The following is a 23,449-nucleotide window of genomic DNA, read 5'->3' on the forward strand; positions in this document are numbered from 1 at the left end:
ATGCCTGACAGCCGTGATCCTTCATTCACAAATGTACCGATTGCGGCAACCACCGGTCGGCGGCGTCGCTTCTACCGGTGCCGACAGCGTCGGCACGAACACGGCAGCCGAGTCCGCCCCCCTCGGGGCGCGACGTGTTCAGCCGCCTACTCGGAGCACTCTTGAATCACGGGGTGGCTGCAGCGGACGGCGACGGCCGCGATGTCGTCGTCGAGCCTCCCGCCGCTGTAGTGGAGCAGGTCCTGGTGAAGCCGGTCCAGCAGCTCACGGGGGGCAGCCGGGCCGAGCTGCCGCATCCACTCCGGCAGCGGGAAGAACATGCCGGTGCGGTCCCGGGTCTCCGTTACGCCGTCGGTGTAGAGCAGTATCTGGTCACCCGAGGTGAAGGCGATGGTGTCGACGTTGTAGTCGTCCCCGAGAAGCGTCGCGAGGTTGAGGGGCGGTGAGGGGACGGTGGGCTCCAGGACGCAGACCTCCCCGCTCCGCATCAGCAGGGGCGGAGGGTGCCCGCAGTTGAGGATTTTGGCATGTCCGCTCCCGTACGGGATCTCGGCGATCAGGGCGGTGGCGAAGTGCTCGGGTTGGTCCGGGTCGAGGATCGCGAGGCTGTAGCGCCCTATGCTCGTCTCCAGGCGATGGATGATGCCCCTCAGGTCGGGCTGGTCGTACGCGTTCTCCCTGAAGCAGTTGATCACCGCCGAGGCCGCCCCCACCGCCGGCAGCCCCTTACCGCGCACATCACCGATGAGCAGCCGAACACCGTACGGCGTGTCGGCCACCTCGTAGAAGTCACCTCCGATCCGGGCCTGCTCCTGGGCCGCCAGGTACAGCGACTCGATATCGACGTCCTGGACACGGCGCGGCAGCGGACGCAGCAGCACCTGCTGCGCCGCGTCGGCGACGAGCCGGACCTGGAAGAGTGTCTCCTCCCGCTGGATGCGGAGGTGGCTCGTATAGGCGGCCGCCAGAGTGACCGCGACGATCGCGGCCGCCGTGTAGGGCGTCCCCAGGTCGACGTAGACGAGGCTGAGCCCGATCATGACCAGCAGGCAGAACGCCCCCAGCAGGATCGTCGGGAGCACGGGCCACATCGCGGCGGCGAGGGCGGGCGCGGCGGGCAGGAGACGGCTGAAGGCGATCTCCCTGGGGGTGGCGAAGGCCAGACCGGTGATCAGGACGGTGAGAAGCACGGGGGACAGCAGTACGGTCTCGCGTCGGCCACCGGGGGGAGGGCGGTGGCGCCGCGGCCGTCCAATCCTGATCACAAAGTTATCTTATCGGGGCATAACGGTCTTCGTTCCGTGAGGGCGCGTGCACGAGCCGGGGACCGCTCACCAGCGGTTCGCCCGGGGCGGCGGCAGCGGGCCGCCAGGGGGCGAAGGTGGACGGGCAGCCCGGTGCAGCGCTCCTCACCCCCGTGGCCGCCGATCACGGACACGTCGAAGCCGAGCGAGCCCGAGCGGCACCGGCCTCGGCACTTCCCGGCTTGGCCCACTGTCACAGGAAGCCGTTAATCTGCCGTTTCATGACCGATGACTTGCGGGGTCACATACCGCCCCCCGCCCGCCGAGGGACCGGCGGCGCACGTCCGTTGACCGGGCGTGAGACCGAAGTCGAGGAGCTGGTGTCAGCCCTGATCCGAATCGAGAACGGGCCGGGGCGGACCGTGGCGCTGGTCGGGGACCCGGGCATCGGCAAGAGTGCTCTCATGTGGGCGGTCGCGGCCGAGGCGCGAGCCGCTGGGATACCGGTCCGCACGGCCCGGGGACGATCCGCCACCGCGTCCTTGCAGGACGACGCCCCGCCCCCGCAGGACCTCCGTGAGGTGGTCGCGCGTGCGGCCGAGGGCGGCCCCCTGCTCGCCGTGGTGGATGACGTCCACCTCCTCGCGCCCGACCAGCTGCCGTACATCGAGCAACTGCTCCAGGCGACCGCCGGCGGTCACGTGCTGTGCCTCGTGGCATACCGGCAGCGCCAACTCTCCGCCATGGCAGCGGAAATGGCCTCGCGGGCGGCTTCCGATGGCCTGCTGGAGGTGTGGGGCCTCGGGCCGCTCTCCCCCGAGCAGGCCGCGGAGCTGCTCGGAGACCATCCGAGCGCGGACGAGATCTGCCGCGACGCCATGGGCAATCCGCAGTATCTGAAGATCCTCGGTGCGCACGGCCGGACCGGCGCCGAGGCCGTGACGGCGGTCCTCGGGGAGCTGGCCGGTCTCGATCCCGAGGCCCTCGCCCTGCTCCAGGCCGCGGCGGTCCTCGGCGAACCGTTCCACCCGGAACTGCTGGTCGCGGTCGCCGGGCAGGACACGGCCGCCGCCCTGCGCTTACTGGACACCCTCACCCGTCTCGACCTGGTCCGGTCCGCCGAGCCCGCTCCGCACCTCGCGGTGCGCCACCGAGCGGTGGGCGACGTCGTCTACGAACGGCTCGAACCCAGCCGGCGCACCGACCTGCACCGCCGGGCCGACGCCGCGCTGGCCGAGCAGGCCGCCCCCGTCTCCAGGCGGGTCCGTCATGTCGCCGGCGCCGCCGATCCGAACCGTCCGGAACATGTGACCATCCTGATCGCCGCCGCTCGCAGCATTCTGTACAGCTCGCCCGCGGTCGCGGCCGGCTATCTGAAGGCCGCGCTGCCGCTGCTCCGCGAGGGCGAGGAGCACTGGCACGAGGCCCAGGTCCTCCTCGCCCGCGCCCGCCTGCTGACCGGAGACGCGGCCGAGGGCAGGGAGTTGCTCGACGCCCTGCGGTCGGCCATGCCGGGCCGCCCCGGCGAGGTGACCGCGCTCGTCGACTCGAGCCGGATCGAACGGCGCCTCGGCCGGTACACCGAGGCAGGTGCCCTGGCACGCTCAGGTCTCGCGGTGCTGGCCGACCAGGACGCGGCGATCGCCGCCGCCCTGCACGCCGAACTGGCCGACCACGCCTACGACCTCCAGGAGTACGAGACCTGCCGCGAGCACGCCGACACGGCCGCAGCGATCGCGCACCGGTACCACGACCACGTCGGTGAGGCGCGGGCCCTGGCACAGGCCGCGCTCGGCTACCTGTTCACAGGTGACGTCACCACGGCGCAGGCACGGGCGGCCGCCGCGGCCGAGCTCATCGACTCCTCCTCCGACACCTCTTTGCTCACCCACCTGGACGCCTCGGTGCAGGTGGGGATGACCGAAGGAATGCTGGGACGGCTGCTGGACGCCGACCGGCACCTGACGCGCGCGGCGGTACTGTCCCGGCGGACCCGGCAGACGTACATCGAGCCGCAGATTCTCACGGTGCTCGCCAACGCGCGGCTGCGGTGCGGAAACCTCGACGGCGCGCTGGCCACCCTTGCCCAGATCACCCTCCGCGGCGACCGGGTCGTCAGTCCGGCGGAGGAGGCCGTCAGCGCCATGGTGCGGGCCGAGATCCTCTTCTGGCGGGACGGGGCGGGCGATCTGGAGGAGGCGGAGGCGTCGGCCGCACGCGCCCTGGCCGTCTGCGGCGACACGCCGACCGCGTGGGCGGTCGCCGTCCGCTGCTTCCACGCCGAGCTCGTCCTGCGCACCGGTGATCCCGCGCGCGCCCGGTGGCTTCTGACGGAGGCCGCCGGCGGCGCCGAGTTGTCCAGGCTCACCTCCTGGCGCAAGCCACGCTGGTGCGACACCCTGGCACAGGCGTCGCTCGCCATGGGTGACCCGGCGTCGGTGGAGCAGTGGGCCCGGCTGGCCGAGAGATGCGTCGAACAACTCCCCTCCCCCGGCCGCAACGGCTTCGCTCTGCGCGCCCGCATGCACGCCCACGCCGCTCGCGGGGAAACCGAGACGGCCCTGGAGAAGGCGGTGGAAGCGTTCTCCGACTTCTCCCTCAGCGGTGAACGCATCGAGGCCTGCGCGACCCTCCTCGCGGCGGCCGAGCTCTCCCTGCACACCGGACGGACGCAGGGGGTGGCCGACCGGCTCGCCGGCGCCGCGGTCCTCGCCGACCAGTGCGGCTCCGCCCGCCTGATCGGTGACGTGAGCCGCCTGCGGTCCCGGCTGGCCGACCGCACGGCGGTGGCCGACGCACTGCCCGCGCTGACCGCGCGCGAACGTGAGATCGCCGACCTCGCCAGCACCGGCATGACCAACGCCGGCATCGCCACCACGCTGTTCCTCAGTGTGCGGACCGTGGAGACCCACCTGAGACAGGTCTATCGCAAGCTCGGCGTCTCCAACCGCGCCGCCCTCACCCGCAGAATGCTGGACGACACCGCCTCCCGGGCGCGACAGGCGGATGCCGGCTGAGGTGAGCGGCCTCCACCTCCTCGACTGCCACGCCGTCGAGATCAAGCCGACGGCAGCTGTGCAAGGGCAGCTCGGGAATCATCGATGCGGTGGCAACGGCCGTCGGGGGCGAGGTCGGCGAAGACGTAGACCTCCATGGTGACGGTCGTGCCGTCGGTCTTGGTGAGGAAGCAGGTGTGCCGGTCGGCGTACGTGCTGCCGTCGTACAGCTCCTCGTGCACTTCCACGTGGCCGCCGGCGACCATGCCGCGCAGGTAGCGAGAGGTCACCGTCGAAGAGCAGGTCGTCGAGGGCGGCCTCGATCCGGTGCGGGCATCGGAGTTCCTCTCCGGGCGGCGTGCCGGCGGTTCGGCGTCAGCGGTTGCCGGTGATCGGTTGGCGGTCGGTGCACACGTAGTCCGGGTCCGCGCTCTTGGCCTGCCTGCCCTTGATCTCCACACGCGCGCCGGGCCTGATGGCGTCGTACACCCACTTCCCGGCTTTGGGTGCGAGGGCGATGGAGCCGGCGGGAACGTTGTGGCCGATGCTGGCGAGGCCGGCGGCGGGGTCCAGCGCCCACATCAGCAGCCGCTGGGTGTGACTGCGGTCGGTGAAGGTGACCGCCCACTGTTTGACGTGCGGATCCTTGATGACCATGCCGGGGCGCAGGGTGAGGGTGGGGTACTTGGCGGTGACCGTGACCGTCGTCTCGCCGATCGGGCAGTTCTCCTGCGGCGCGCTGATGGGGAACGTCCTGCCCGCGATGGTCAACGTGTGGGCTTCCAGGTCGACCGTCACCCGCTGGACGGGCGCCGGGGACGGGCGGGGCACGGACGTCGCGGGCGGCGTCGCCGGCTTGCTGGGCGGGGAGCCGAGGGCGCCGGAGGTGACCGTGACGACGGCAGCTGCCGCCAGCGCCCCGGTGGAGAGCAGAACGCGTCGGCCGCGGCGGCGGCGTGCCGCCCGGCTCCTCACCTGTGCTCCCGTGGCGGGGGCCGGTGCCGCGCCGCGCGCGGCCAGGCCACGAAGCCGGGCGGACAACTCCGCCTCGGCCAGGGGGTGCGGTGACGGCTGATCAGACACGGACTTCCTCCGTCGGGTGGGGTTCCTCGCTCACCAGGTGCGCGGCGAGTGCCGAACGGCCGCGCGACAGACGTGCCTTGACGCTGCCGACCGCCACGCCGGTCTCGGCGGCTATCTGCTCCACGCTCAGATCACACAGGTGATGCAGCACGATCGCGGTCCGCTGGGCTTCGGGCAGACGCCGTAGACCAGCGACCAACGCCACGTGGTCCGGGCTCGGTTCGCGCACCGGCCGCGGCGCGGACTCGCTTCGCACGAGCTCCCACCAGCGGCGCGCCCGCCGCCAGCGGCTCATCGCCAGACGGTGTGCCACCGTGCGGATCCACGCCTCGGGAGCCTGGTCGCCGCTCAGGACCGACGAACGCCGGTCCCAGGCGCGTACGAACGCCTCCTGCACCACGTCCTGGGCCTCGGCGTAGTCCCCCGTCAGGGCGTACAGCTGGCCGACCAGACGCGGGTAGGCAGCCGTGTAGAAGAGGTCGAACTCGTCCTCGGTCACCTTTTCGTGCTCTCTCTGACGGCGCGGGTCGCGTCGTGTGCGGCCGGTGCGGTCGGGGTCATGCGGTCGTGGTCTGTCCGGCGGCGCTGTGCGCGAGCCACTGCTGCCACGTCAGGTTCCAGTCGCCGTAGCCGTTTCCGGCGGCGACGGTGTCCTTGTCCGACCCGGTGACCGTGACGACGTCGCCGACCCGTACCCGGTCGTAGAAGCGCTTGGCGGTGCCGTCGGTGGCGAGGCCCACACAGCCGTGGGTGACGTTACGGTGTCCTGCCTCGGTGTTCGCCCGCGGGTTCTGGTGCACGTACGTCCCGGAGGTCGTCAGGTGCACGGCCCAGAAGTAGTTGCCGCGGTACTCGGCACCGAGGCCCACGGTGTGGGAGTCCATGAGCACTTCGGACTGTTTGTCCATCACGACCATGGTCCCCTTCCAGGTGTCCAGCCCCGGCCGCCCGGTGGTGACCGGGATCCGCTGCGTCGCGCCGCCGGTGCGGACGGTCATCTCGTGCGCGCTCACGTCGACCGTGGCGACCAGCGACCGGCCGATGGTGAAGTGGCTGACGCCCTGCGAACCGCGGCGCAGGGTGACCGTGGTGCCGGGCTGCCAGTAGGTGCCACGGGGGCGGAAGTCGACGCGCTGCCCGTCCAGGAGGTTCTGGTCCTTCAGCCAGCTCCACGCGCCGGTCGTGCCGGACGAGGTCTGTACGCGCAGCCAGCTCTCCACGGCCTTGCGCTCGTCGGCCGGGACCGGCCGGGGGAAGGTGACCGATATCGGCATGCCCACACCGACCGTCTGCCCGTCGGCTATGTTCACCCGCGCCTGCGCGAGCACGGCGGGCTCCGGCATGGACGGAGCCGGGCGCGCCTCGGACACCTTGCCCCCGCCCTTGGCCTTCGCGGCCGGCGCCGCGGAGGCCCGGGCATCCGGTGCGCCGCCGCCCTCACGGACGCCGGTACCCGTGTCCGTCGAGCAGCCGACGGCCGACAGCAGAGCGACCAAGGCCACGACGGCGGCGCCGAGACGGCCGGCGGTCCGACCGGCCGAACGGTCCAAATGCATGAGATCCCCCCATATGAAGTGCGGTATCGCCTCCTATACGCGCGGGCTCGGCACCAGGTTGCATGGGGATCGAAACTTTTCGGGGACCGGTGAAGACCGGGTCTTCGCAGTGTGCGGCGCCCAGGAGGGCGGGATCGCCAGCCACCCCCCGCACGGTCCGCCGCGCGGGGCGATGCTCGTGGCCGTGGGTACGCGTCAGCGGATGTCGTGGTCCGGGTGGGTCCGGTCGTACGCGCGTCGTGCCTCGGCGATGACGGGGCGGTGGGCGAGGGACCAGTCGGCGAGTGCCTTGACCAGGTGGGTCAGGCCGGCCCCGGTCGTTGTCAGGCGGTAGTCGACCTGGGCCGGGACCGTCGGGTAGACGGTGCGCAGGACGAGGCCGTCGCGTTCGAGTCTGCGCACGGTGAGGGTGAGCATGCGCTGGGAGATGCCGTCGATGGCGCGCTGCAGTTCGCGGAACCGGCGCGGTCCGCTCGCGAGCTCGACGATCACGAGCACCGACCACTTGTCCCCGATGCGGTCCAGGACGTCGCGGATGCCGCAGTCGGGGTGGTCCGCACGTCCGCAGGGGTCGAGGTCGGCGGGAGTGGTGGTTACCCCGGTGTGCGTGAGTGACATCAAACTGCCTTCTTGTGGCCGGTGGGCGTGCGGTCAAGGATCAAGCGTAGTTACCGATGAGGACCACCGACGGAAGACGGCGATTGACATGATCTTGGTGACCGGAGCGAACGGGAACCTCGGCGCGGCCATTCTTGCGGCGCTGCGCGCCCGCGGCGTCGTCGCGACGGGCGGCAGCCGCACACCGGACGGGGGGACGCGGCGGCTCGACTTCGACGACCCCGCGAGCCTCGACCTTGCCGATGTGTCGACTCTGGTGCTGATCTCCGCCGGTTACGCCGAAGACGACCAGGTCGTCGGGCGGCACGCGGCGGTCCTGGACGCCGCCGTCCGCGACGGCGTCCGGCACGTCGTCTACACGAGCCTGACCGGTGCCGGCGACCATCTCGGTTTCGCGCTCGCCCACCGCGCCACCGAACGCCTCGTGCGGGCGAGCGGACTGCCGTGGACGATCCTGCGCAACGGCCTGTACGCCGAACTCTTCGGCGGTCTGCTGATGTGGGCCGGCCACGGGGTGGAGTCCGCGTTCGGCGACGGTGCCCTGGCCGCGGTCGCGCGCGAGGACCTCGCCGAGGCCGCGGCGATCGTCGCGGCAGATCCGGCACGGCACGGCGGACGCGTCTACGACCTCGTCGGCACGCCGGTCACGGCGGTGCAGGTGGCCGACCGGCTCGGGGTCCCGCACCGCACGCTCAGCCTGGGCGAGTACCGGCGCCGGCTCCTTGAGGAGACCCCGGGACTGCTGCCGTTCCAGCCGCCGATGCTCGCCTCGATCGCCACGGCTGTCCGGCACGGCTTCCTGGACGGTACCGCCCCCGACCTTGCGGAGCTCCTCGGCCGCCCGGCCCGCGACCCCCTGGCTACGGCCGCCGCGGCCGCGTCCGCCGCGAGAGCGCAGGCGTACGTCTATTGCTGTGGCCGGCGCCACGCGCTCGGGCGCCTGCTGGAAGGTCAGCCGGGGACGACCTGCGCCCAGCCCTGGGCGACGGTCTTCCTCGCCTTCTCCAGTTGCGCGTCCGTCGGGAACTGCGGCGTGCCCTCGACCGTCGGCAGTCGTGCGGCGGCGACCTTGTCGAGGGTGCCGTCCTGCTTCATGGCGTCCATGAGCACCGGGCGGGCGTAGCCGCGCAGCCGCAGGTTCTGGCCTTGCGGGCTGAAGAGGTACTCCTGCCACAGGCGGGCGGCCGCCGGGTGCGGGGCGTTCTTGTTGATCGCCAGCGCGAAGTACTGGGCGAAGCTCCCGTCGAAGGGGATCGCGACCTGCCAGTTCACTCCCCTGCCGCGAAGCTGGTCGGCGTACTGCAGGTTGATGTAGTCCCAGTTGATGCTGATGGGGGTCCGGCCGTCCTCGACCGTGGCCAGGTTGGACGGGAGCGGGTTGAGGTTGCCGTTCGCGTCGAGCTTGGCGAAGAAGTCGAGACCGGGCTGGACGTCGGCGAACGAACCGCCGTTCGCCAGCGCGGCCGCGTAGACGCCGGCGAAGGCGGTGGCAGACCGGCGCGGGTCGCCTTCGAGTGCGACTTGGCCCCGGTACGCGGGTTTCTGCAGATCGGCGAAGGTCTCCGGGCAGGGCTTGACCCGGTTGGCGTCGCAGCCGATGGAGATGTAGCCCCCGTAGTTGTTGGACCAGCGGGCCTTCGCGTCCTTCTGGTTGTCGGGGATCGAGTCGTAGGCGGCGACCTTGTACGGCGCGATCAGGTTGCGCGCCGCTGCGTTGCGCGCGAACGTGTCCCCCACGTCGATCACGTCGGGGGCCGTCGGCCGGTGCCCCCGCTGCCGCAGTGCGTCGATCTCGTCCTCGCTGTGGCCCAGCGGATTGTCGACCGTGACCCTGATGCCGTACTTCTTCTCGAAGCCGTCGATCAGGCCACCGTAGTTGGCCCAGTCACGCGGTAGCGCGATCGCTCGGAGCGCGCCCTCGCGTTTCGCTGCGGCGATCAGCGCGCGCATGCCGCCCGCGTTCTCGGCGGAGGTGGCCAGCGCCGGCTTCGCGAGCTTGGCGGTCGGTGTGTTCTCGCAGGCGCTCAGGCCCAGTGCCACGAGAGCGAAGCAGCCGAGGGCGGCCGCTGCTCGGGCACGGGGTGTGGTCACGGCTGCTCCAGGGCGTGGCGGTCGAGGTCGTCGCCGGGGGACGTGTGGCTGTCACAGGGCGCCTCTCGCCACCGGAGGAGTGCCCGGGGCCGCCGTGGCCGGTCCGGGTTCCGGTGGCTCTCGCGAGCCGCGGGCCCACGTGCCGGCGAAGTGGTCGTAGAGGCCAGGGTACTCGGCCGCCTCGGCGGCTCGATGCCGCCGTGTCCTGCTCACAGTGCCGTGTCGTCCCATTGGCCCAGCAGGATCTCGCCGAGTCCTTCCGGCTCCGGCGTGGCGCCGTGGTGGAGGGACTGTTCCGCCCAGATGACCTTGCCGGTCGAGGTGTAGCGCGTTCCCCAGCGTTCGGCGAACCGGGCGACGAGGAAGAGTCCGCGGCCCCCCTCGTCGGTGACTTTCGCCCGGCGCAGCCGGGGTGAGGTGCTGCTGCCGTCGGAGACCTCGAAGATCAGGCTTCCTGCGGCCGGGCCGCTGGTCGGCACGGTGCGGAGCAGCCGGACGGCGATGGGCTCGGAGCCGTAGCGGATGGCGTTGGTGATCAGTTCGCTGAGGATGAGTTCGGCGGTGAAGGCCGCCTGCTCCAGGCCCCACTCCGTCAGCCGGCGGGCGCAGGCGGAGCGCACCGGGGCCACCGCCGCCGGGTCGCGGGGCACGTCCCACTCGGCGATCTGCGCTGGTCCGAGTCGGCAGGTGCGGGCCACCAGCAACGCGATGTCATCCCTGGGCCGGTCGGACAGCATGGCTTCCATCACCGCCGCGCAGGTCGCCTCCGGAGTGCGTTCGTGTCCCGCCAGAACATCGCGCAGGGCCTCCAGGCCGGCGTCCAGGTCTCGGGTGCGGTCCTCGATCAGTCCGTCGGTGTAGAGCACCAGCCGGGACCCTTCGGGCACGGTGAGCTCGGCGGTCTCGACAGGCAGGCCGGCGCCGAGCCCCAGTGGCGGCGAGACGGGCAGCCGGGGGAAGTCGACGGTGCCGTCGGGCCGGACCACCGCGGGTCCCGGATGACCGGCCGTGGCGAGTACCAGCTGCCCGGACGTGGGGTCGTAGACGGCGTACTGGCAGGTCGCCCCGGTGATCATCGTCTGTCCGTCCTCCGCGTCGGTGGCCTCCTCGGCGTCGATCTGGGCCACCAGCTCGTCCAGCCGGCCCAGCAGCTCGTCCACGGGCATGTCCAGGCCGGCGAAGTTGTGTACGGCGGTGCGCAGTCGGCCCATGGTCGCCGCGGCGTGCAGCCCGTGACCGACGACATCGCCCACGACCAGCGCCACCCGGGTGCCGGACAGCGGGATCACGTCGAACCAGTCGCCGCCCACCCCGGCCTGGGCCGGCAGGTAGCGGTAGGCCACGTCGAGGGCGGACTGTTCGGGCAGCCCGCGTGGCAGCAGGCTGTGCTGCAGGGTGACGGCCATGGTGTGTTCGCGGGTGTAGCGGCGGGCGTTGTCGATGGACACCGCCGCCCGGGCGGCCAGTTCCTCGGCGAAGGCCGTGTCCTCTTCCTCGAACGGCGGGGAGTCCTTGGCGCGCCAGAACTCCACCGCTCCCAGCACCACGCCGCGGGCTCGCAACGGGGCCACGAGCAGGGAGTGGATGCGGTGGTCGAGGATCCGCCGGGCCCGTCCGGGGTGCTGGGCCCACCAGCCGTCGGAGGCGCTCAGACCCCTGGCCAGCACCGGCCGGTCCTCGGTCATCGCCACGGCGACGGGGTGGTCCGGGACGAACCGGATCAGCTCGCCGACGGGGTGCAGGAGATCGTCCGAGGCCAGGCCGGCGACGGCGGTGCGGCGCAACTCGGTGAGTGCGGCGGGCGCGCCGGTGGACTCCTCCCCGCGCAGGACCGATTCCAGCAGTTCGACGGTGACGACGTCGGCGAACCGGGGCACCGCCACTTCGGCCATTTCCTCGGCTGTGCGCCGCACATCCAGGGTGGTGCCGATCCGCAGCCCGGCGTCGTAGAGCAGCTTCAAGCGTTCACGCGCCACTTCGGCGCGGCCGGAGAGGGCCTGGAGCTCCGTGGTGTCCCGGAGTGTCACCACGCTGCCGGCCGGTCCGTGAGGTGCGGTGAGCCGCTTGTTGACGGCGAGCAGCCGGTCGGCCGCCAGGTGCACCTCGTCGGTGGCCGGCCGGTCGGAGGCCAGCAGCCCGGCGAGCTCCTCCTCCAGGCCGAGCTCGGCGATCTGGCGCCGCTCGGCGTCCGTCGGCAGGTCCAGCAGGCGCCGTGCCTCGTCGTTGGCCAGCAGCAGCCGGCCGTCACCACTGACGATCAGCACTCCTTCCCGCACCGCGTGCAGCACCGCGTCGTGGTGCTCGTACATGCGGGTCATCTCGGTCGCCCCGAGGCCATGGGTCTGGCGCCGCAACCGCCGGCTGACCAGGCCCGATCCGCCTGCCGCGACGGCGAGCGCGGCGACGGCGCCGCCGAAGAGGACCGGCACCTGCTGGTTCACCCGGTGCCGCACCGTCTCGACCGTGACGGGCACGGAGACGATGGCGACGACGGAGCCGTCGGGCCCCCTGACGGGAACCGCCGAGATCACGGAGAGCCCCAGGGACCCCTTGAAGGTACGCGTGAACGGCTTGCCGGTCGCCGCCTGCGCGTAAGGACCGATGACGTGTTTCCCGATCTGGTGCGGGTCGCTGTGGGTGAGGGTGATCCCGTTCAGCCCGTACACGATGATGGCGTCGACGCCTGCGGCTTTCCTGGCGGCCTCGGCATGCGGCTGGAGTACGGCGGACGGGTGCGCGCTTTTCAGCGCCGCCGCGGTCCCCGGGGCGTTCGCGAACGTCTGCGCCGTGGTGAGCGTCCGCTGCCGGGCGTCCGCCATGACGTCGCGCCGCGCCTGTGCCACCAGGGCCACCAGGGTGGCCGCGACGAGCAGCATGACGACCGCCAGCTGCAGGAGGAAGACCTGCCCGGCGAGGCTGTGCACGCTCAGCAGCGAGCCCGACCGCCGCTCCTCTCCCACCTGACGGGGGCGATCGGGTCGATGAGTCCGCCCGGACGCATCGGGCATATCGCGCCCTTTTTGACCCGAAGCTCCGCTCATACCCCCTTTTTATCGTTTCTGAGCGGCCGACCTCTATGCGGCCTGGACCGGCCGGCCCACACCCAGGCCGTCGCGATCGCGCCGAGCATCCCCCGCGCCGCGGGTTCCCGGCCCACACGCCCCGCAGGGGTCGTTGTCGACCGCCTGCTGTCGCACGCCCGCGATCCGCATGATCGGCCGGCGCGTCAGTCCGTGCCGTAGTACAGCCGGAGGAACTCCTCCATCGCCGCGTCGACACCGACGCGGTCACCGGTGGCGAGCAGGTCGAGCAGCAGACCGCGGACGGTGGCGAGCCCCAGCCTGGCACGGTTCCGGGCCGTGGCGGGATCCGCCCCCGTCGCCGTCTCGGCGGCGACGAGTGGCTCCAGCCAGTCCGTCACGAGCCCGTCGAGGACCGGGACCGCCTCGGGGCGGCCTCGCAGCGCGTGCCCGCAGATCTCGAAGAAGAGCCGCTCCTGACCGGCCAGTCGAGGATCTGTCAGCTGCCGCCACAGCAGCCGCGCGACATCGGCGGGCGAGAGACCGGGCTCCAGCAGGATCCGGGCCAGCAGATCGCGCTGGCGCCGCTCCGACGTCCGGACGATCTCGACCAGCAGCTGCTCCTTGGAGCCGAAGTAGTGGATCAGCATGCGGTGACTGACCCCGATCGCGGCGCCCAGGCGGCGCAGGCTCAGATCCGCGATGCCGTGCGCCGCGACGTGATCGACGGCCGCCTCCACCAGTCGCGCGCGCCGGTCTCCGTCCCTGCCGGGAGCGGTCGCGCCCTCGGGACGGGAGTCGTCCGTGTTCACCACGACAGGAGTGTACCAATTGGTACATGCGGTCTGTACCGTGTGGGACATGAAGTCTGTCTCCGTGTCGATCGACGTCCCGCAGACGCCCGAGCAGGTCTACGACTTCCTCGATGTCATGGCTCACCACGAGCGATTCACCGACCACTACCTGACCGACTGGCGCTACAGCGGCCCCGGCCGCGGCATCGGCTCGTGCGCCACGGTCACGGCCACGCTGGCCGGCACGAAGACCGACGTCACCATCGAGGTGGTCGAGGCGGAGGCGCCGAGGCGCATCGTCGAACACAACGTCAGCGCGGCCGGCCGACGCCGGGCCCACGGCACGTACACCATCAGCCCGACGCGAACCGGGGGGAGCCTCGTCTCGTTCACGTACGCCTGGACGCGCGCCCCTTTCGCCGAACGCCTGCTGGCACCCCTCGTCCGGGCCACGATGCGGCGCGCCAACCGCACCGTCATGCGACGCCTGGCCACCGAGCTGGCTCGCCACGCGTCCGCCGCCGGCTCCTGACCGCGCTGCGTCTCGGGTCGTTGCCCCGCTCAGCTTGGGTGTGGCCGACGCCCGGGGAACCTCAGGTCCAGTGGCCCGCGGCGGCCGCCTCGGTGACGAAGTCCTCGAAAGGCCGGGGCGGTCGGCCGAGGGCTCGTTGCACACCGTCACTGAGCGCGGCGCCCGAGCCCCGGCCGATGGCCATGAGGATGTCGGCGAACAGGCGCGCGACGGCCGGTGAGGCGCCCGCCGCGACCTGGCGCCGGACGAAGGTGTCCGGATCGACGTCGACGTGCTGGACCCTGCGCCCGGTAGCCCTGGCGATGAGGTGCGCCGCCTCACCGAAGCTGATCGCCCGTGGCCCCGTCAGCGCGTAGATCCGGCCGCTGTGCCGGTCTTCGGTCAGCGCGGCTGCGGCGACCTCGGCGATGTCCTCGGCGTCGACGAAGGGCGTACGCCCGTCACCGGTGGGCACAGCCAGGCTTCCGGCAAGGACGCCGGGCCGCCAGGGGCCCTCGCTGAAGTTCTGCGAGAACCAGTTCGGCCGCAGGATCACCCAGTCGACGCCGGAGCCGCGCACGGCCTGCTCGACGGCGTGCAGCGGATGACCCTGCTCCCCGGCGCGCGGGGCGGACAGCAGCACCAACCGCCGTACGCCCGCGGTCACCGCCTCGGTCACGAAGCGCGGGAGGCGCGCCTGACGGTCCGCGCCCGGCCGAAGGCCGGGCTCCACGAGATAGACGGCGCCGGCCCCGTCGAGCGCGGGTTCCCACGTCGCCGGGTCGTCCAGGTCGAAGCGGATGTCGCCGCCCGTGCGGGACGCCGTGCGCACGGGCCGTCCGGCGGCCTTCAGCTGCCGGGCGATGCGGCTGCCGGTCTTGCCGGTGCCACCGAGAATGAGGATGTTCTTCATGCCGTCCAGACAACCCCGAGGGCGCGTGGACGTTCCATGGGCGAACGTCGAAACCACCTTTGTGATCGTCTAACGTGAGGGTGTGGACGTCCTGAGTGATCTGCTGCACCGGGCCCGTGCCAGGAACGCGTTGGTCAGGCAGCTGATCCAGCGTCCTCCATGGTCGCTGACCTTCGCCGACACCCCACCGCTCACGGTCGTGACCACGCTCGCCGGCCACGCCTGCGTCCGGCTCGACGATGCGGACACCGCCCCGGTACGCCTCGGTGCGGGTGACATCGCCCTGATCACCGGTCCGGGCCGCCACACGATCGCCGACGCCCCCTCCACCCCGCCTCAGGTGGTGATCCGCGGCCGGAGCAAGCACTTCGTGGACGGCAGCCGGGAAGCGCCGGGCAGTGTCCGGAGCCTGGGCCCGCGTACCTACGGCGACGGTTTGCCCGGAGCCACGATCATGCTCCGGGGCGCGTACGAAATCCGCGGCGACCTGGGCGATCGCGTGCTGGGCATGCTCCCGCCCCTGGCCGTCGTACCCCGCGGCCCCGTGACCCGGGCGGCACTCGATCTCCTCGCCACCGAGGCCAGCCGCGACGAACCGGGTCAGGACGCCGTCCTCGACCGGGCACTGGACCTCGTGCTCGTCCTGGCCCTGCGCGCCTGGTGTGCGGGCTCGGAGAGAGCGCCCGGCTGGTACCGGGCACTGTCCGATCCCGGGATCGGCACCGCGCTGCGCCTGCTGCACGAGGCTCCCGGCCATCGCTGGACGGTCGCCGAGTTGGCCGCCCGGATCGGCATGTCCCGCGCCGCCTTCGCCGCTCGCTTCACCACCCTGGTCGGTGAACCCCCGCTCACCTACCTCACCGGCTGGCGGATGACACTGGGGGCGGACCTGCTGCGCAACACCGAGGCGACCGTCGCCGCGGTCGCCCGCGAAGTGGGTTACGACGATCCCTTCGCCTTCAGCGTGGCGTTCAAGCGCAGCCGAGGCGTCAGCCCCTCGGCGTGGCGCCGCCAGGCCGTCCCGGGAGTACCCGACACCCCCTGACGAGCCTGCGCATCAAGGGAGTTGTTCGCCCAGGCAAGAAAAATCGCCCTGCGTGCCAGGGAGATCAGTGGACGGGCCGGCAACCGGACGTGTGCCCAAGGGCGTTCGCGCACGCCGCCCTCATCAGCGTCGCTTCCGTCCTCGACCACCCCCTGGGGATGACGGTCGACCCGCGGGGCCCCTCGCACGGTCACCGTGCGAGCCTCCGGCACCCGGCTCATGCTGGAGGTGAGGGGGGTGAGACAACGGAGGAAGTGGTGACGATGCGGACCGTCGTCGACCTCACGCGGTGCCAGGGCTACGCACAGTGCGTGTTCCACGCACCCGAGGTGTTCGAGCTGCACGGGGAGGAAGGACTGCTGTACGCCACCGCCGTACCGGACGATCAGGTCGCCCGGGTTCGCGAGGCCGCGGCGGCGTGCCCGGTGCAGGCCATCCTCGTCGGGGAAGAGGTGACCAGCCGTGCCCTCTGACCTGAAAGAAGGCCGGATCGTCATCGTCGGCGCGTCACTGGCCGGGCTGAGGGCCGCGGAGACGCTGCGCGAGGAGGGATTCACCGGTGCGCTGACCGTGGTCGGGGACGAACCCCATGCGCCGTACGACCGGCCTCCGCTGTCCAAGCAGGTGCTTCTCGGCCAGGCGACGGCGCACACCACCGAGCTGCCGCTGCGCCGGGACCCGGACGCCGAGTGGCGCTTCGGCGTACGCGCGACAGGAGTGGATCTGCTGGCGAGACAGGTGCTGCTGGAGGACGGGGAATCCCTGCCGTACGACCGGCTGCTCATCGCCACCGGGACCCGCGCGCGGCCCTGGCCCGACTCCGAGGAGGCCGCCCTGGACGGGGTGTTCACGCTGCGCACCCGTGAGGACGGCGCGGGACTGGCCGAGCGGCTGGCCGCGGGGCCGGAGCGGGTGCTGGTCATCGGCGGTGGTTTCACCGGCTCGGAGATCGCCTCGGCCTGCCGGGAGATGGGGCTTCAGGTCACGGTCGCCGAACGCGGCCCCGCACCCCTGGTGGGCGCGCTCGGTGCCACGCTGTCGAAGCTCGCGGCCGTGATGCAGCGCAACCACGGCGTGGACCTGCGTACCGGCGTGACCGTCACCGCCCTGAACGGGAACGGCGCGTTCACCGGCGCGGAGCTGTCCGACGGCAGCCGCATCGAGGCGGACGTGTGCGTCGTGGCGTTGGGGGCGGTCCGCAACGTGGAGTGGTTGGCCCAGTCCGGGCTTGCCGCGGGCCCGCGCGGCATCGCCTGCGACGCCGGGTGCCGCGCCTTCACCATGTACGGGATCGTCACCGACGACGTCTTCGTGGCCGGCGACGTCTCCCGCTTCCCGCACCCGCTGTTCGGCTACCAGATGCTCTCCCTGGAGCACTGGGGCAACGCGGTCGAGCAGGCCGAGGTGGCGGCGCACAACATGGTCAACCCGGGGGCGCTGCAGCGCCCGCACCTAGCCGTCCCGGTGTTCTGGTCGACCCAGTTCGGCCTCAACATCAAGTCGGTGGGCGTGCCCACCTACTCCGACCACATCGTCATCGCCCAGGGCTCCCTGGAGGCGCGCCGGCTGGCGATGGTCTACGGCTACCAGGGACGGGTCACCGCCGCGGTCACCGTCGACATGGCCAAGTCGCTCGACTACTACCGGCATCTGATCGAGACGGCCGCTCCGTTCCCGCCCCCGCCCGGCGCGGCGGACCGCGCGATCGCGGCCGACATCACGATCCCGTCCGCCGTACCCGATCCGTCGGGACTGTCCCACGGCCCGACCGTCGCCCTCACCGGTCACCTGCCCGACCGTCGGCTGACGGTGGTGTAGCCCCCATCCCGCCCCTACGAAGGAGCCGCCATGGACTCCGACACCCTGCTGGCACGGATCACCGACTACGCCAGCCGCCCCAACCCCTACCCGCTGTACGCCGAACTGCGCGAGGCCGGTCCCGTCGTGTGGCAGGCCGGCGGCAACTGTCTGATCGGCGGCTACCACCACATCGCCGCGCTGCTCCACGACCCACGCATGAGTGCCGATCCCCGTACCCGCGGCGAAATGACCCACAAGCCGCCGTTCCTGCGGCTCGACGACCCCGAGCACCACCGGCTGCGCACGCTGACCATGCGGCCGTTCGGCCCGCCGCACAGCCCCCGCCGAGTAGACGGCATGCGCGGCGAGATCGGCCGGATCACCGAGGAGCTGGCGGAGACCTTCGAGGCGGGCCGGCAGATCGACCTCGTCGACGACTTCGCCTACCCGCTGCCCGTCGCCGTGATCTGCCGCCTGCTCGGCGTACCGCACGAGGACGAGCCGCTCTTCCGGGCGTGGTCCGACGCGATCGTCGCATCCGCCGACGTCAGGCCCGACCAGGACACCACCGACACCGACAAGGCCGGCGACCAGGCACGCATCGAGATGGGCGGCTACCTGGTGAACCTCGCCGAGCAGCGCCGTGGCAAGCCGGGCGACGACATGCTCTCCGCCTTCGCCAACGAGCCCGATCCCGCCCTGCGGCTGACCCAGGAGGAACTCGCGGAGACCGCCGTGCTGCTCCTCATCGCCGGACACGAGACCACGGTCAACCTCATCACCAACGGCGTGCTCACCCTCCTGCGCCAGCCCGAGCAGCAGGACCGCCTGCGGCGCGAACCCGAACTGCTGCCGCGAGCGGTGGAGGAACTGCTGCGCTACGAGCCACCGGTCCATATGCGCGAGCGGATCCCGCACGCCGACATGGAGGTCGCCGGCACCCGCATCCCCGCGGGCACGTCGGTCATCCTGGTATTCGGCTCGGGCAACCGTGACCCCAGGCGGTTCCACGATCCGGACCGGTTCGACCCCACCCGTCCGGACAACCAGCACTTCGGGTTCGGCAGCGGCATCCATGTGTGCTTCGGCGCCCCCCTCGCCCGTATCGAGGCCTACACCGCACTCGGCGCGCTGCTCCCCCGCCTCGCCACCGCACAGCTGGTCCAGGACCCGCCGCCCTACCGCCAGAACGCCATGCTCCGCGGACCCCGCCACCTGCCCATCCAGCTGTGAGAACTCGATCAGCGATGACGGGGTCGGCCCGGTGGGCGGTGGGTGAGGCCCTCGATCATCAGGTCGAGGGTGAAGTCGAACCGGTCGTGGCCCTCGCCGGCGGTGAGCTCGGCGGCGTGACGGGTGGTGTGGGGGAAGGCCTCGGCGGGCAGGGCGGTGAACCGGTGTAGCAGTTCGTCGCGGTCGACCGCCCAGCGTCGTCCCCCGGGTGGGACGGCTCCGGCCTGGCCGGCCCGGCCACCGCGGCGCCTTCCTGCTGCTCGACCGCTCTCCTGACGGTGCGTTCGCCCGCCTCGCCGCGGCCTGGCCCGGGTGCGTGAGCGGCGTGGGCGACCACCACGGGACGCCGACCTGGGTGCTGGTACGCCCGGACAGGGTGGTGGCCTGGGCCTCCGACACCAGCGCCGTCACCGACGTCACCGCCCTCGAAGCCGCCCTGCGCCGACGGGCGGGCGCGCCGTCGTCCTCGTCCGGGAGGGAATCGGTGAGCTGACCCCCCTGCGGCATCGGAATGGGCCGTCGGCTGCCGCACCCATCGTGCCGTGTCGCCGGTTTCGCCCCCGGGTCGGCGGCACGCTCGGCGTTTCGGCCACCGCCGCTTCAGCCCCGGTCCTTGTGCGGCAAGGGTCGGTGCACCCCGCAAGCTCCGGCGCGCGCTCAATCACGGGGTTCCGAGCACGACCGAAACACATGTGTTCGAAATCCTGGCTGGTTCGTTGAGCCATACGAACGAGCAGCACAAGCGTCCAGGGGGGCCACGTTGACTTCGGCCGGCACACCACCACAACCGACTCGCGACCCGGCGTCCGCCCGCTGGGCCGGTGCGCGGACGAGGACGACGACGCCGGTTCTCCGGGCACTGGGCCGGCCCGGGCCGGGAGGCGCCCTGTGAAGAGGTTATTCGGGCGCGTGCAGACGGCCGAGCCGGAGGTCTCCGACGCCGAACAGGAGCTTTTCGGCGGCCCCTTGCGCTACGACTTCGGCTGGTCCGAACACGAGCATGCCCGACTCGACCTGACGATGATGTCGGCACTGCGCTCCATGCCGAGGCTGGTCGGGGCGACCTTGCGGATGGCGTGGCACGCCGACCGCAGGGCTCTGCTCACGGTCGCGGTCAGCGAGATCGCGCAGGGTGTCGCGGCGGCGATCGGCCTGCTCGCGGTCAACGCCGTCATGCACGCGCTGCTCGGCTCGGGCACCCCCGGGCAGCGGCTGCACGCGGTGCTGCCGGGCTTGCTGGCCGCCGCCGGAGCGGCCGTGGTCAACTCGGGCCTGGCCGGATGGTCCACCTCACGGGCGGGCCGGCTGGAGCCGCTGGTCGAGCGGACCGCCACGACCCAGTATCTGGCCGCCGCCGCGTCGGTGGAGCTGGAGGCCATCGAGGACCCGGAGTTCAGGCGGCTGATCGACGTCGCCCAGTACGGCGCCGGCTCCGCCCGCCGCATGATCGGTGCCTGCGTGGCCGCGCTGAACGGGACCATCTCGCTGGTCTCCACGGCCGGCGTGCTCACCATCCTCCACCCCGTCCTCCTGCCGATGCTGATCCTGATCGCGGCGCCGCGCGGCTGGGGTGCGATGCGGGTGGCGCAGGAACGGTATGTGTCGGTGATGAGCTGGATCGAGCACGTGCGGGCCAGCCGCCTCATCGGCAACCTGCTCACCGAGCGCACCGCCGCGCAGGAAGTGCGCATCCACGCCGTCGGGCCGTTCCTCCTCAGTCGCTACGAGCGGATGGCCGAGAGCGCCGAGGCCGAGCAGGAGCGGCTGGCCTCCAGCAAGGCCGTCACCGAATGGGTGGCGGCGGCACTGTCCGGCCTCGCCATGGCGGCGACGTACGCGGCCATGTTCCTGCTGATCACGAGTGGGCGCATGAGTCTGGCCGTGGCCGGCACCGCCGTCATCGCCGTCCGGTCCGGCTCCGCGAGCCTGGGCGCGCTGGTGATGAACGTGAACCAGCTGCACGAGGAGTCCCTCTACGTCCGCGACCACGCCCGGTTCCTGGACGAGGCGGCCCTGCGCACCATTCCCGGCGGGGGCGATCCCGTTCCGGCACAGGTGAGGCAGGTAGTCCTCGACCGCGTCAGCTACCGCTACCCGGACCGCGAAGCACCCGCTCTGGACGGGGTGTCCCTCACGCTGCCCATGGGCTCGGTCACCGCCGTGGTCGGCGAGAACGGCTCCGGCAAGAGCACGCTGATGAAGCTGTTGTCGGGCCTGCTGCTGCCGCAGAGCGGGACCGTGCGGTGGGGTGCGGCCGACGTCGCCTCCCTGGACCGCTCCCAGGTCTTCGACTGCGTCTCCCTGCTCACCCAGGACTTCCAGCGCTGGCCCGTGACGGCGGCGTTGAACATCCGGATCGGCCGGCCTGCCCAGGACGGCGGCCCCGAGCGTCTTCAGCCGTCCATCGACTACGCGGGTGCCGGCCCGGTCATCGCGAAACTTCCCGAAGGCCTGCGGAGTCTGCTGGCCCGGATGTTCCGCGGTGCGAGCGAACTGTCCGGCGGCGAGTGGCAGAAGATCGGGCTCGCCCGAACCCACTGGCGCAGTTCCACCTCGGACGCCGCGGGCGTGCTCATCGTGGACGAACCCACCTCCGCCCTCGACCCGGAGGCCGAGATCGCCGCGTTCGACCGCATCCGCCGGCTCGCCGCCCCGAACCGGGCCGTCGTCCTGGTCACCCACCGCATGTCCGGCGTCCGCCACGCCGACCGCATCTACGTCCTGCACCACGGACGGCTCGTCGAGCAGGGCAGCCACGACGAGCTCATGGCCGTCCAGGGGCGCTACGCCTCGATGTTCGACGCACAGGCCACGCAGTACGCCCCCGCTGTCCCCCGCCCCGACTCCCCCGCCGTCGCCGACCCGGCATGACCCCGCCCGGAAGGCCCCGCTCTGCCCTCAGGAGCCCCCTTGTCCGTAGAGGATCTCAACGCCGAAGCATGGACCGTGTACGGCCGACGTCAGCTGAACCGTGGGTATGTGCCGCCCGTTCCCGAACGGCTGGAATGGGCTCCGTGGAAGGGGGTCGGTCCGGGGGCGGAAGTCCTCGGTGACGTCACCGGCAAACGCGTCCTGGACATCGGCTCCGGCGCCGGCCACCACGCCGTTCACCTGGCCCGGACCCACGGTGCACGGGTCACCGCGATCGAACTGTCCCTCACCCAGCACCAACGCGCCACCGGTGCGTATGCGGGCACGCCCGGCGTCCGGTTCGTGCACGGCGACGTGGCCGACCACCTCCGCACCGCGGAACCCTTCGACGCCGCGTACGCCATCGGCAGCCTCGCCTTCGCCGACCCGCGCCGCGTCCTGCCCGCGCTGCGCGACGGCCTGCGCCCCGGTGCACCGCTGGTCCTCTCGCTGCTCCATACCGACCTGCACGGCCACGGCCCGTCCACGACCGTCGCGCCACGTGAACAGACGATCATCCTGCGGGACGATCCACCGTTGCCCACCCGGATGTGGGTCCTGGCACCGCAGCTGTGGGAGGACCTGCTCACCGAGCACGGCTTCCGAGTCGAGGCCATCGACCTTCTGCGCCCCTCGGACGGCGACAACCCCGTCGTCCAGCAGCTCATCCGCGCCCGCCGCCTCCCGCACCGCCCGACGCGCGTCTTCAGCCGGCCCCGCACCACCCGGCCACCCAAGCCCCACGCGGCCATCGGCGTCGGCGCCATCGTCCTCGGCGACGAGGGCGTGCTGCTCGGCCGACACCGTCGCGGCACGCTCGAACTGCCGGGTGGAACCGTAGAGGCCGGGGAGTCCCTGGAAGCAACCGTGATCCGGGAACTCGCCGAGGAGACCGGTCTGATCGCCAGGCCCGACGACATCACACTCCTGGGCACGCTCGTCGACCACGTCGAACACGTCGTGCGGGTCACCGTCGGCGCCCTTGTGAGCGCCTGGCAGGGCCGGCCGGCGACACAGCCTGACGAGAGCGTCGGCGACTGGGCCTGGTATCCCCTGGACCGGCTGCCCGACGGTCTGTTCGTGTGCAGCGCCCAGATCCTCACCGCATGGCGTCCGGACCTGCCGATCGACCATCCCCCGGCGCATTTCACCCCCTACGCCCCTCGTACGGCTCCTTCGGCGACCGCGGTGCGAGGCGGGTCGTGGTGACGTGGTGGGTCATGGTGACGCGGTGGGGCCGACGGCTCAGTGGAGGCAGAGGCAGAACGGATGGCCGGCCGGGTCCGCGTAGACCCGCCAGTTGGCCTCCGGGCGGAGCTGGTCCGTCCGCTCCAGCACGGTCGCGCCGAGGGCGAGCGCCCGCTTCTCCTCCCCGTCGAGGTCGTCCACGTCGAAGTCCAGGTGGAGCTGCTGCGGGTACTGCTGGCCGGGCCATTCGGGCGCTCGGTAGCCGTCCACCCGCTGGCAGGCAAGCGGCGTCCCCTCGAACCCGTGCACCTCCACCCAGTCGGGATCCTCCGAGTCCATGACCACCCGGCCGCCGAGCAGTTCCGCGTAGAACTCCGCGAGCCGTACCGCATCGGCGCAGTCCAGCGCGATCGCCTGCAGCTTCCGAATCACTTCCGACACCCCTCG

The 23,449-nt window shown here is 71.9% G+C and carries 20 protein-coding genes and 1 pseudogene; 10 read left to right on the forward strand and 11 right to left on the reverse strand.

Annotated elements, in window-relative coordinates; translation table 11 throughout:
* Positions 1-146: 146 nt before the first annotated feature.
* A complete protein-coding gene (locus IO33_RS0116375; RefSeq protein ID WP_037685521.1) occupies positions 147-1,190 on the reverse strand; it encodes a PP2C family protein-serine/threonine phosphatase in 1,044 nt (347 codons plus the stop codon).
* Between the two features lie 335 nt (positions 1,191-1,525).
* Between IO33_RS0116375 and IO33_RS0116380 the strand changes: the two genes are divergently transcribed.
* Positions 1,526-4,261, forward strand: coding sequence for a helix-turn-helix transcriptional regulator (locus IO33_RS0116380; RefSeq protein WP_107069325.1), 2,736 nt, complete (start codon positions 1,526-1,528; stop codon positions 4,259-4,261).
* Between the two features lie 41 nt (positions 4,262-4,302).
* On the opposite strand, the gene IO33_RS0116385 is transcribed toward IO33_RS0116380, so the two are convergent.
* From IO33_RS0116385 to IO33_RS0116405, 5 genes are all read right to left on the reverse strand, one after another.
* A complete protein-coding gene (locus IO33_RS0116385; RefSeq protein WP_209438866.1) occupies positions 4,303-4,530 on the reverse strand; it encodes a hypothetical protein in 228 nt (75 codons plus the stop codon).
* 85 nt (positions 4,531-4,615) lie between these two features.
* Positions 4,616-5,323: a L,D-transpeptidase family protein gene (locus IO33_RS0116390; RefSeq protein WP_157857866.1), complete on the reverse strand. Its 708-nt coding sequence runs from the start codon at positions 5,321-5,323 to the stop codon at positions 4,616-4,618.
* Positions 5,316-5,822 (reverse strand): SigE family RNA polymerase sigma factor, encoded by a 507-nt coding sequence (locus IO33_RS0116395; protein ID WP_031165357.1) that lies wholly within the window; start codon positions 5,820-5,822, stop codon positions 5,316-5,318. The genes IO33_RS0116390 and IO33_RS0116395 overlap by 8 nt, the downstream gene beginning before the upstream one ends.
* A gap of 58 nt (positions 5,823-5,880) precedes the next feature.
* Positions 5,881-6,879 (reverse strand): L,D-transpeptidase, encoded by a 999-nt coding sequence (locus IO33_RS0116400; protein ID WP_037685525.1) that lies wholly within the window; start codon positions 6,877-6,879, stop codon positions 5,881-5,883.
* A 195-nt stretch (positions 6,880-7,074) separates the two neighbouring features.
* On the reverse strand, positions 7,075-7,497 hold the full coding sequence (locus IO33_RS0116405; protein ID WP_031165360.1) for a winged helix-turn-helix transcriptional regulator: 423 nt from the start codon (positions 7,495-7,497) through the stop codon (positions 7,075-7,077).
* 88 nt (positions 7,498-7,585) lie between these two features.
* On the opposite strand from IO33_RS0116405, the pseudogene IO33_RS47400 reads away from it, so the two are divergent.
* Positions 7,586-8,389: pseudogene (locus IO33_RS47400) on the forward strand (NAD(P)H-binding protein); the annotation flags it as partial.
* 59 nt (positions 8,390-8,448) lie between these two features.
* Here IO33_RS47400 and IO33_RS0116415 read toward each other — a convergent pair.
* From IO33_RS0116415 to IO33_RS0116425, 3 genes are all read right to left on the reverse strand, one after another.
* Complete coding sequence (locus IO33_RS0116415) at positions 8,449-9,588, reverse strand: ABC transporter substrate-binding protein (protein WP_031165365.1); 1,140 nt, start codon at positions 9,586-9,588, stop codon at positions 8,449-8,451.
* Positions 9,589-9,797: 209 nt separating this feature from the next.
* Complete coding sequence (locus IO33_RS0116420) at positions 9,798-12,596, reverse strand: SpoIIE family protein phosphatase (protein WP_078963687.1); 2,799 nt, start codon at positions 12,594-12,596, stop codon at positions 9,798-9,800.
* 218 nt (positions 12,597-12,814) lie between these two features.
* On the reverse strand, positions 12,815-13,423 hold the full coding sequence (locus IO33_RS0116425) for a TetR/AcrR family transcriptional regulator (protein WP_037685526.1): 609 nt from the start codon (positions 13,421-13,423) through the stop codon (positions 12,815-12,817).
* 46 nt (positions 13,424-13,469) lie between these two features.
* Here IO33_RS0116425 and IO33_RS0116430 point away from each other — a divergent pair, with 46 nt between their 5' ends.
* Positions 13,470-13,934, forward strand: a complete 465-nt coding sequence (locus tag IO33_RS0116430) for an SRPBCC family protein (protein ID WP_031165372.1) — start codon at positions 13,470-13,472, stop codon at positions 13,932-13,934.
* A 61-nt stretch (positions 13,935-13,995) separates the two neighbouring features.
* Here the strand turns inward: IO33_RS0116430 and IO33_RS0116435 are convergent, their stop codons facing one another.
* A complete protein-coding gene (locus tag IO33_RS0116435) occupies positions 13,996-14,826 on the reverse strand; it encodes an SDR family oxidoreductase (RefSeq protein ID WP_031165374.1) in 831 nt (276 codons plus the stop codon).
* A gap of 82 nt (positions 14,827-14,908) precedes the next feature.
* On the opposite strand from IO33_RS0116435, the gene IO33_RS0116440 reads away from it, so the two are divergent.
* The 7 genes from IO33_RS0116440 to IO33_RS0116475 all read left to right on the forward strand — a co-directional run bounded on the left by IO33_RS0116440 (position 14,909) and on the right by IO33_RS0116475 (position 23,023).
* Positions 14,909-15,871: an AraC family transcriptional regulator gene (locus IO33_RS0116440; RefSeq protein ID WP_031165376.1), complete on the forward strand. Its 963-nt coding sequence runs from the start codon at positions 14,909-14,911 to the stop codon at positions 15,869-15,871.
* 263 nt (positions 15,872-16,134) lie between these two features.
* On the forward strand, positions 16,135-16,344 hold the full coding sequence (locus IO33_RS0116445; RefSeq protein ID WP_031165379.1) for a ferredoxin: 210 nt from the start codon (positions 16,135-16,137) through the stop codon (positions 16,342-16,344).
* Entirely contained in the window at positions 16,334-17,689 is a 1,356-nt protein-coding gene (locus IO33_RS0116450) for an NAD(P)/FAD-dependent oxidoreductase (RefSeq protein WP_031165381.1), read from the forward strand. Before IO33_RS0116445 ends, IO33_RS0116450 begins: the two co-directional genes overlap by 11 nt.
* 30 nt (positions 17,690-17,719) lie before the next feature.
* Positions 17,720-18,904 (forward strand): cytochrome P450, encoded by a 1,185-nt coding sequence (locus tag IO33_RS0116455; protein ID WP_031165383.1) that lies wholly within the window; start codon positions 17,720-17,722, stop codon positions 18,902-18,904.
* A gap of 208 nt (positions 18,905-19,112) precedes the next feature.
* Positions 19,113-19,397: an aromatic-ring hydroxylase C-terminal domain-containing protein gene (locus IO33_RS0116465; RefSeq protein ID WP_031165385.1), complete on the forward strand. Its 285-nt coding sequence runs from the start codon at positions 19,113-19,115 to the stop codon at positions 19,395-19,397.
* 395 nt (positions 19,398-19,792) lie between these two features.
* On the forward strand, positions 19,793-21,775 hold the full coding sequence (locus tag IO33_RS0116470) for an ATP-binding cassette domain-containing protein (protein ID WP_031165386.1): 1,983 nt from the start codon (positions 19,793-19,795) through the stop codon (positions 21,773-21,775).
* A gap of 39 nt (positions 21,776-21,814) precedes the next feature.
* Positions 21,815-23,023: a bifunctional class I SAM-dependent methyltransferase/NUDIX hydrolase gene (locus tag IO33_RS0116475; protein WP_037685528.1), complete on the forward strand. Its 1,209-nt coding sequence runs from the start codon at positions 21,815-21,817 to the stop codon at positions 23,021-23,023.
* A 36-nt stretch (positions 23,024-23,059) separates the two neighbouring features.
* Here the strand turns inward: IO33_RS0116475 and IO33_RS0116480 are convergent, their stop codons facing one another.
* Complete coding sequence (locus tag IO33_RS0116480; RefSeq protein WP_031165390.1) at positions 23,060-23,434, reverse strand: VOC family protein; 375 nt, start codon at positions 23,432-23,434, stop codon at positions 23,060-23,062.
* Between the last annotated feature and the right edge of the window lie 15 nt (positions 23,435-23,449).

Source organism: Streptomyces durhamensis, from assembly GCF_000725475.1.
Lineage (GTDB): Bacteria > Actinomycetota > Actinomycetes > Streptomycetales > Streptomycetaceae > Streptomyces > Streptomyces filipinensis.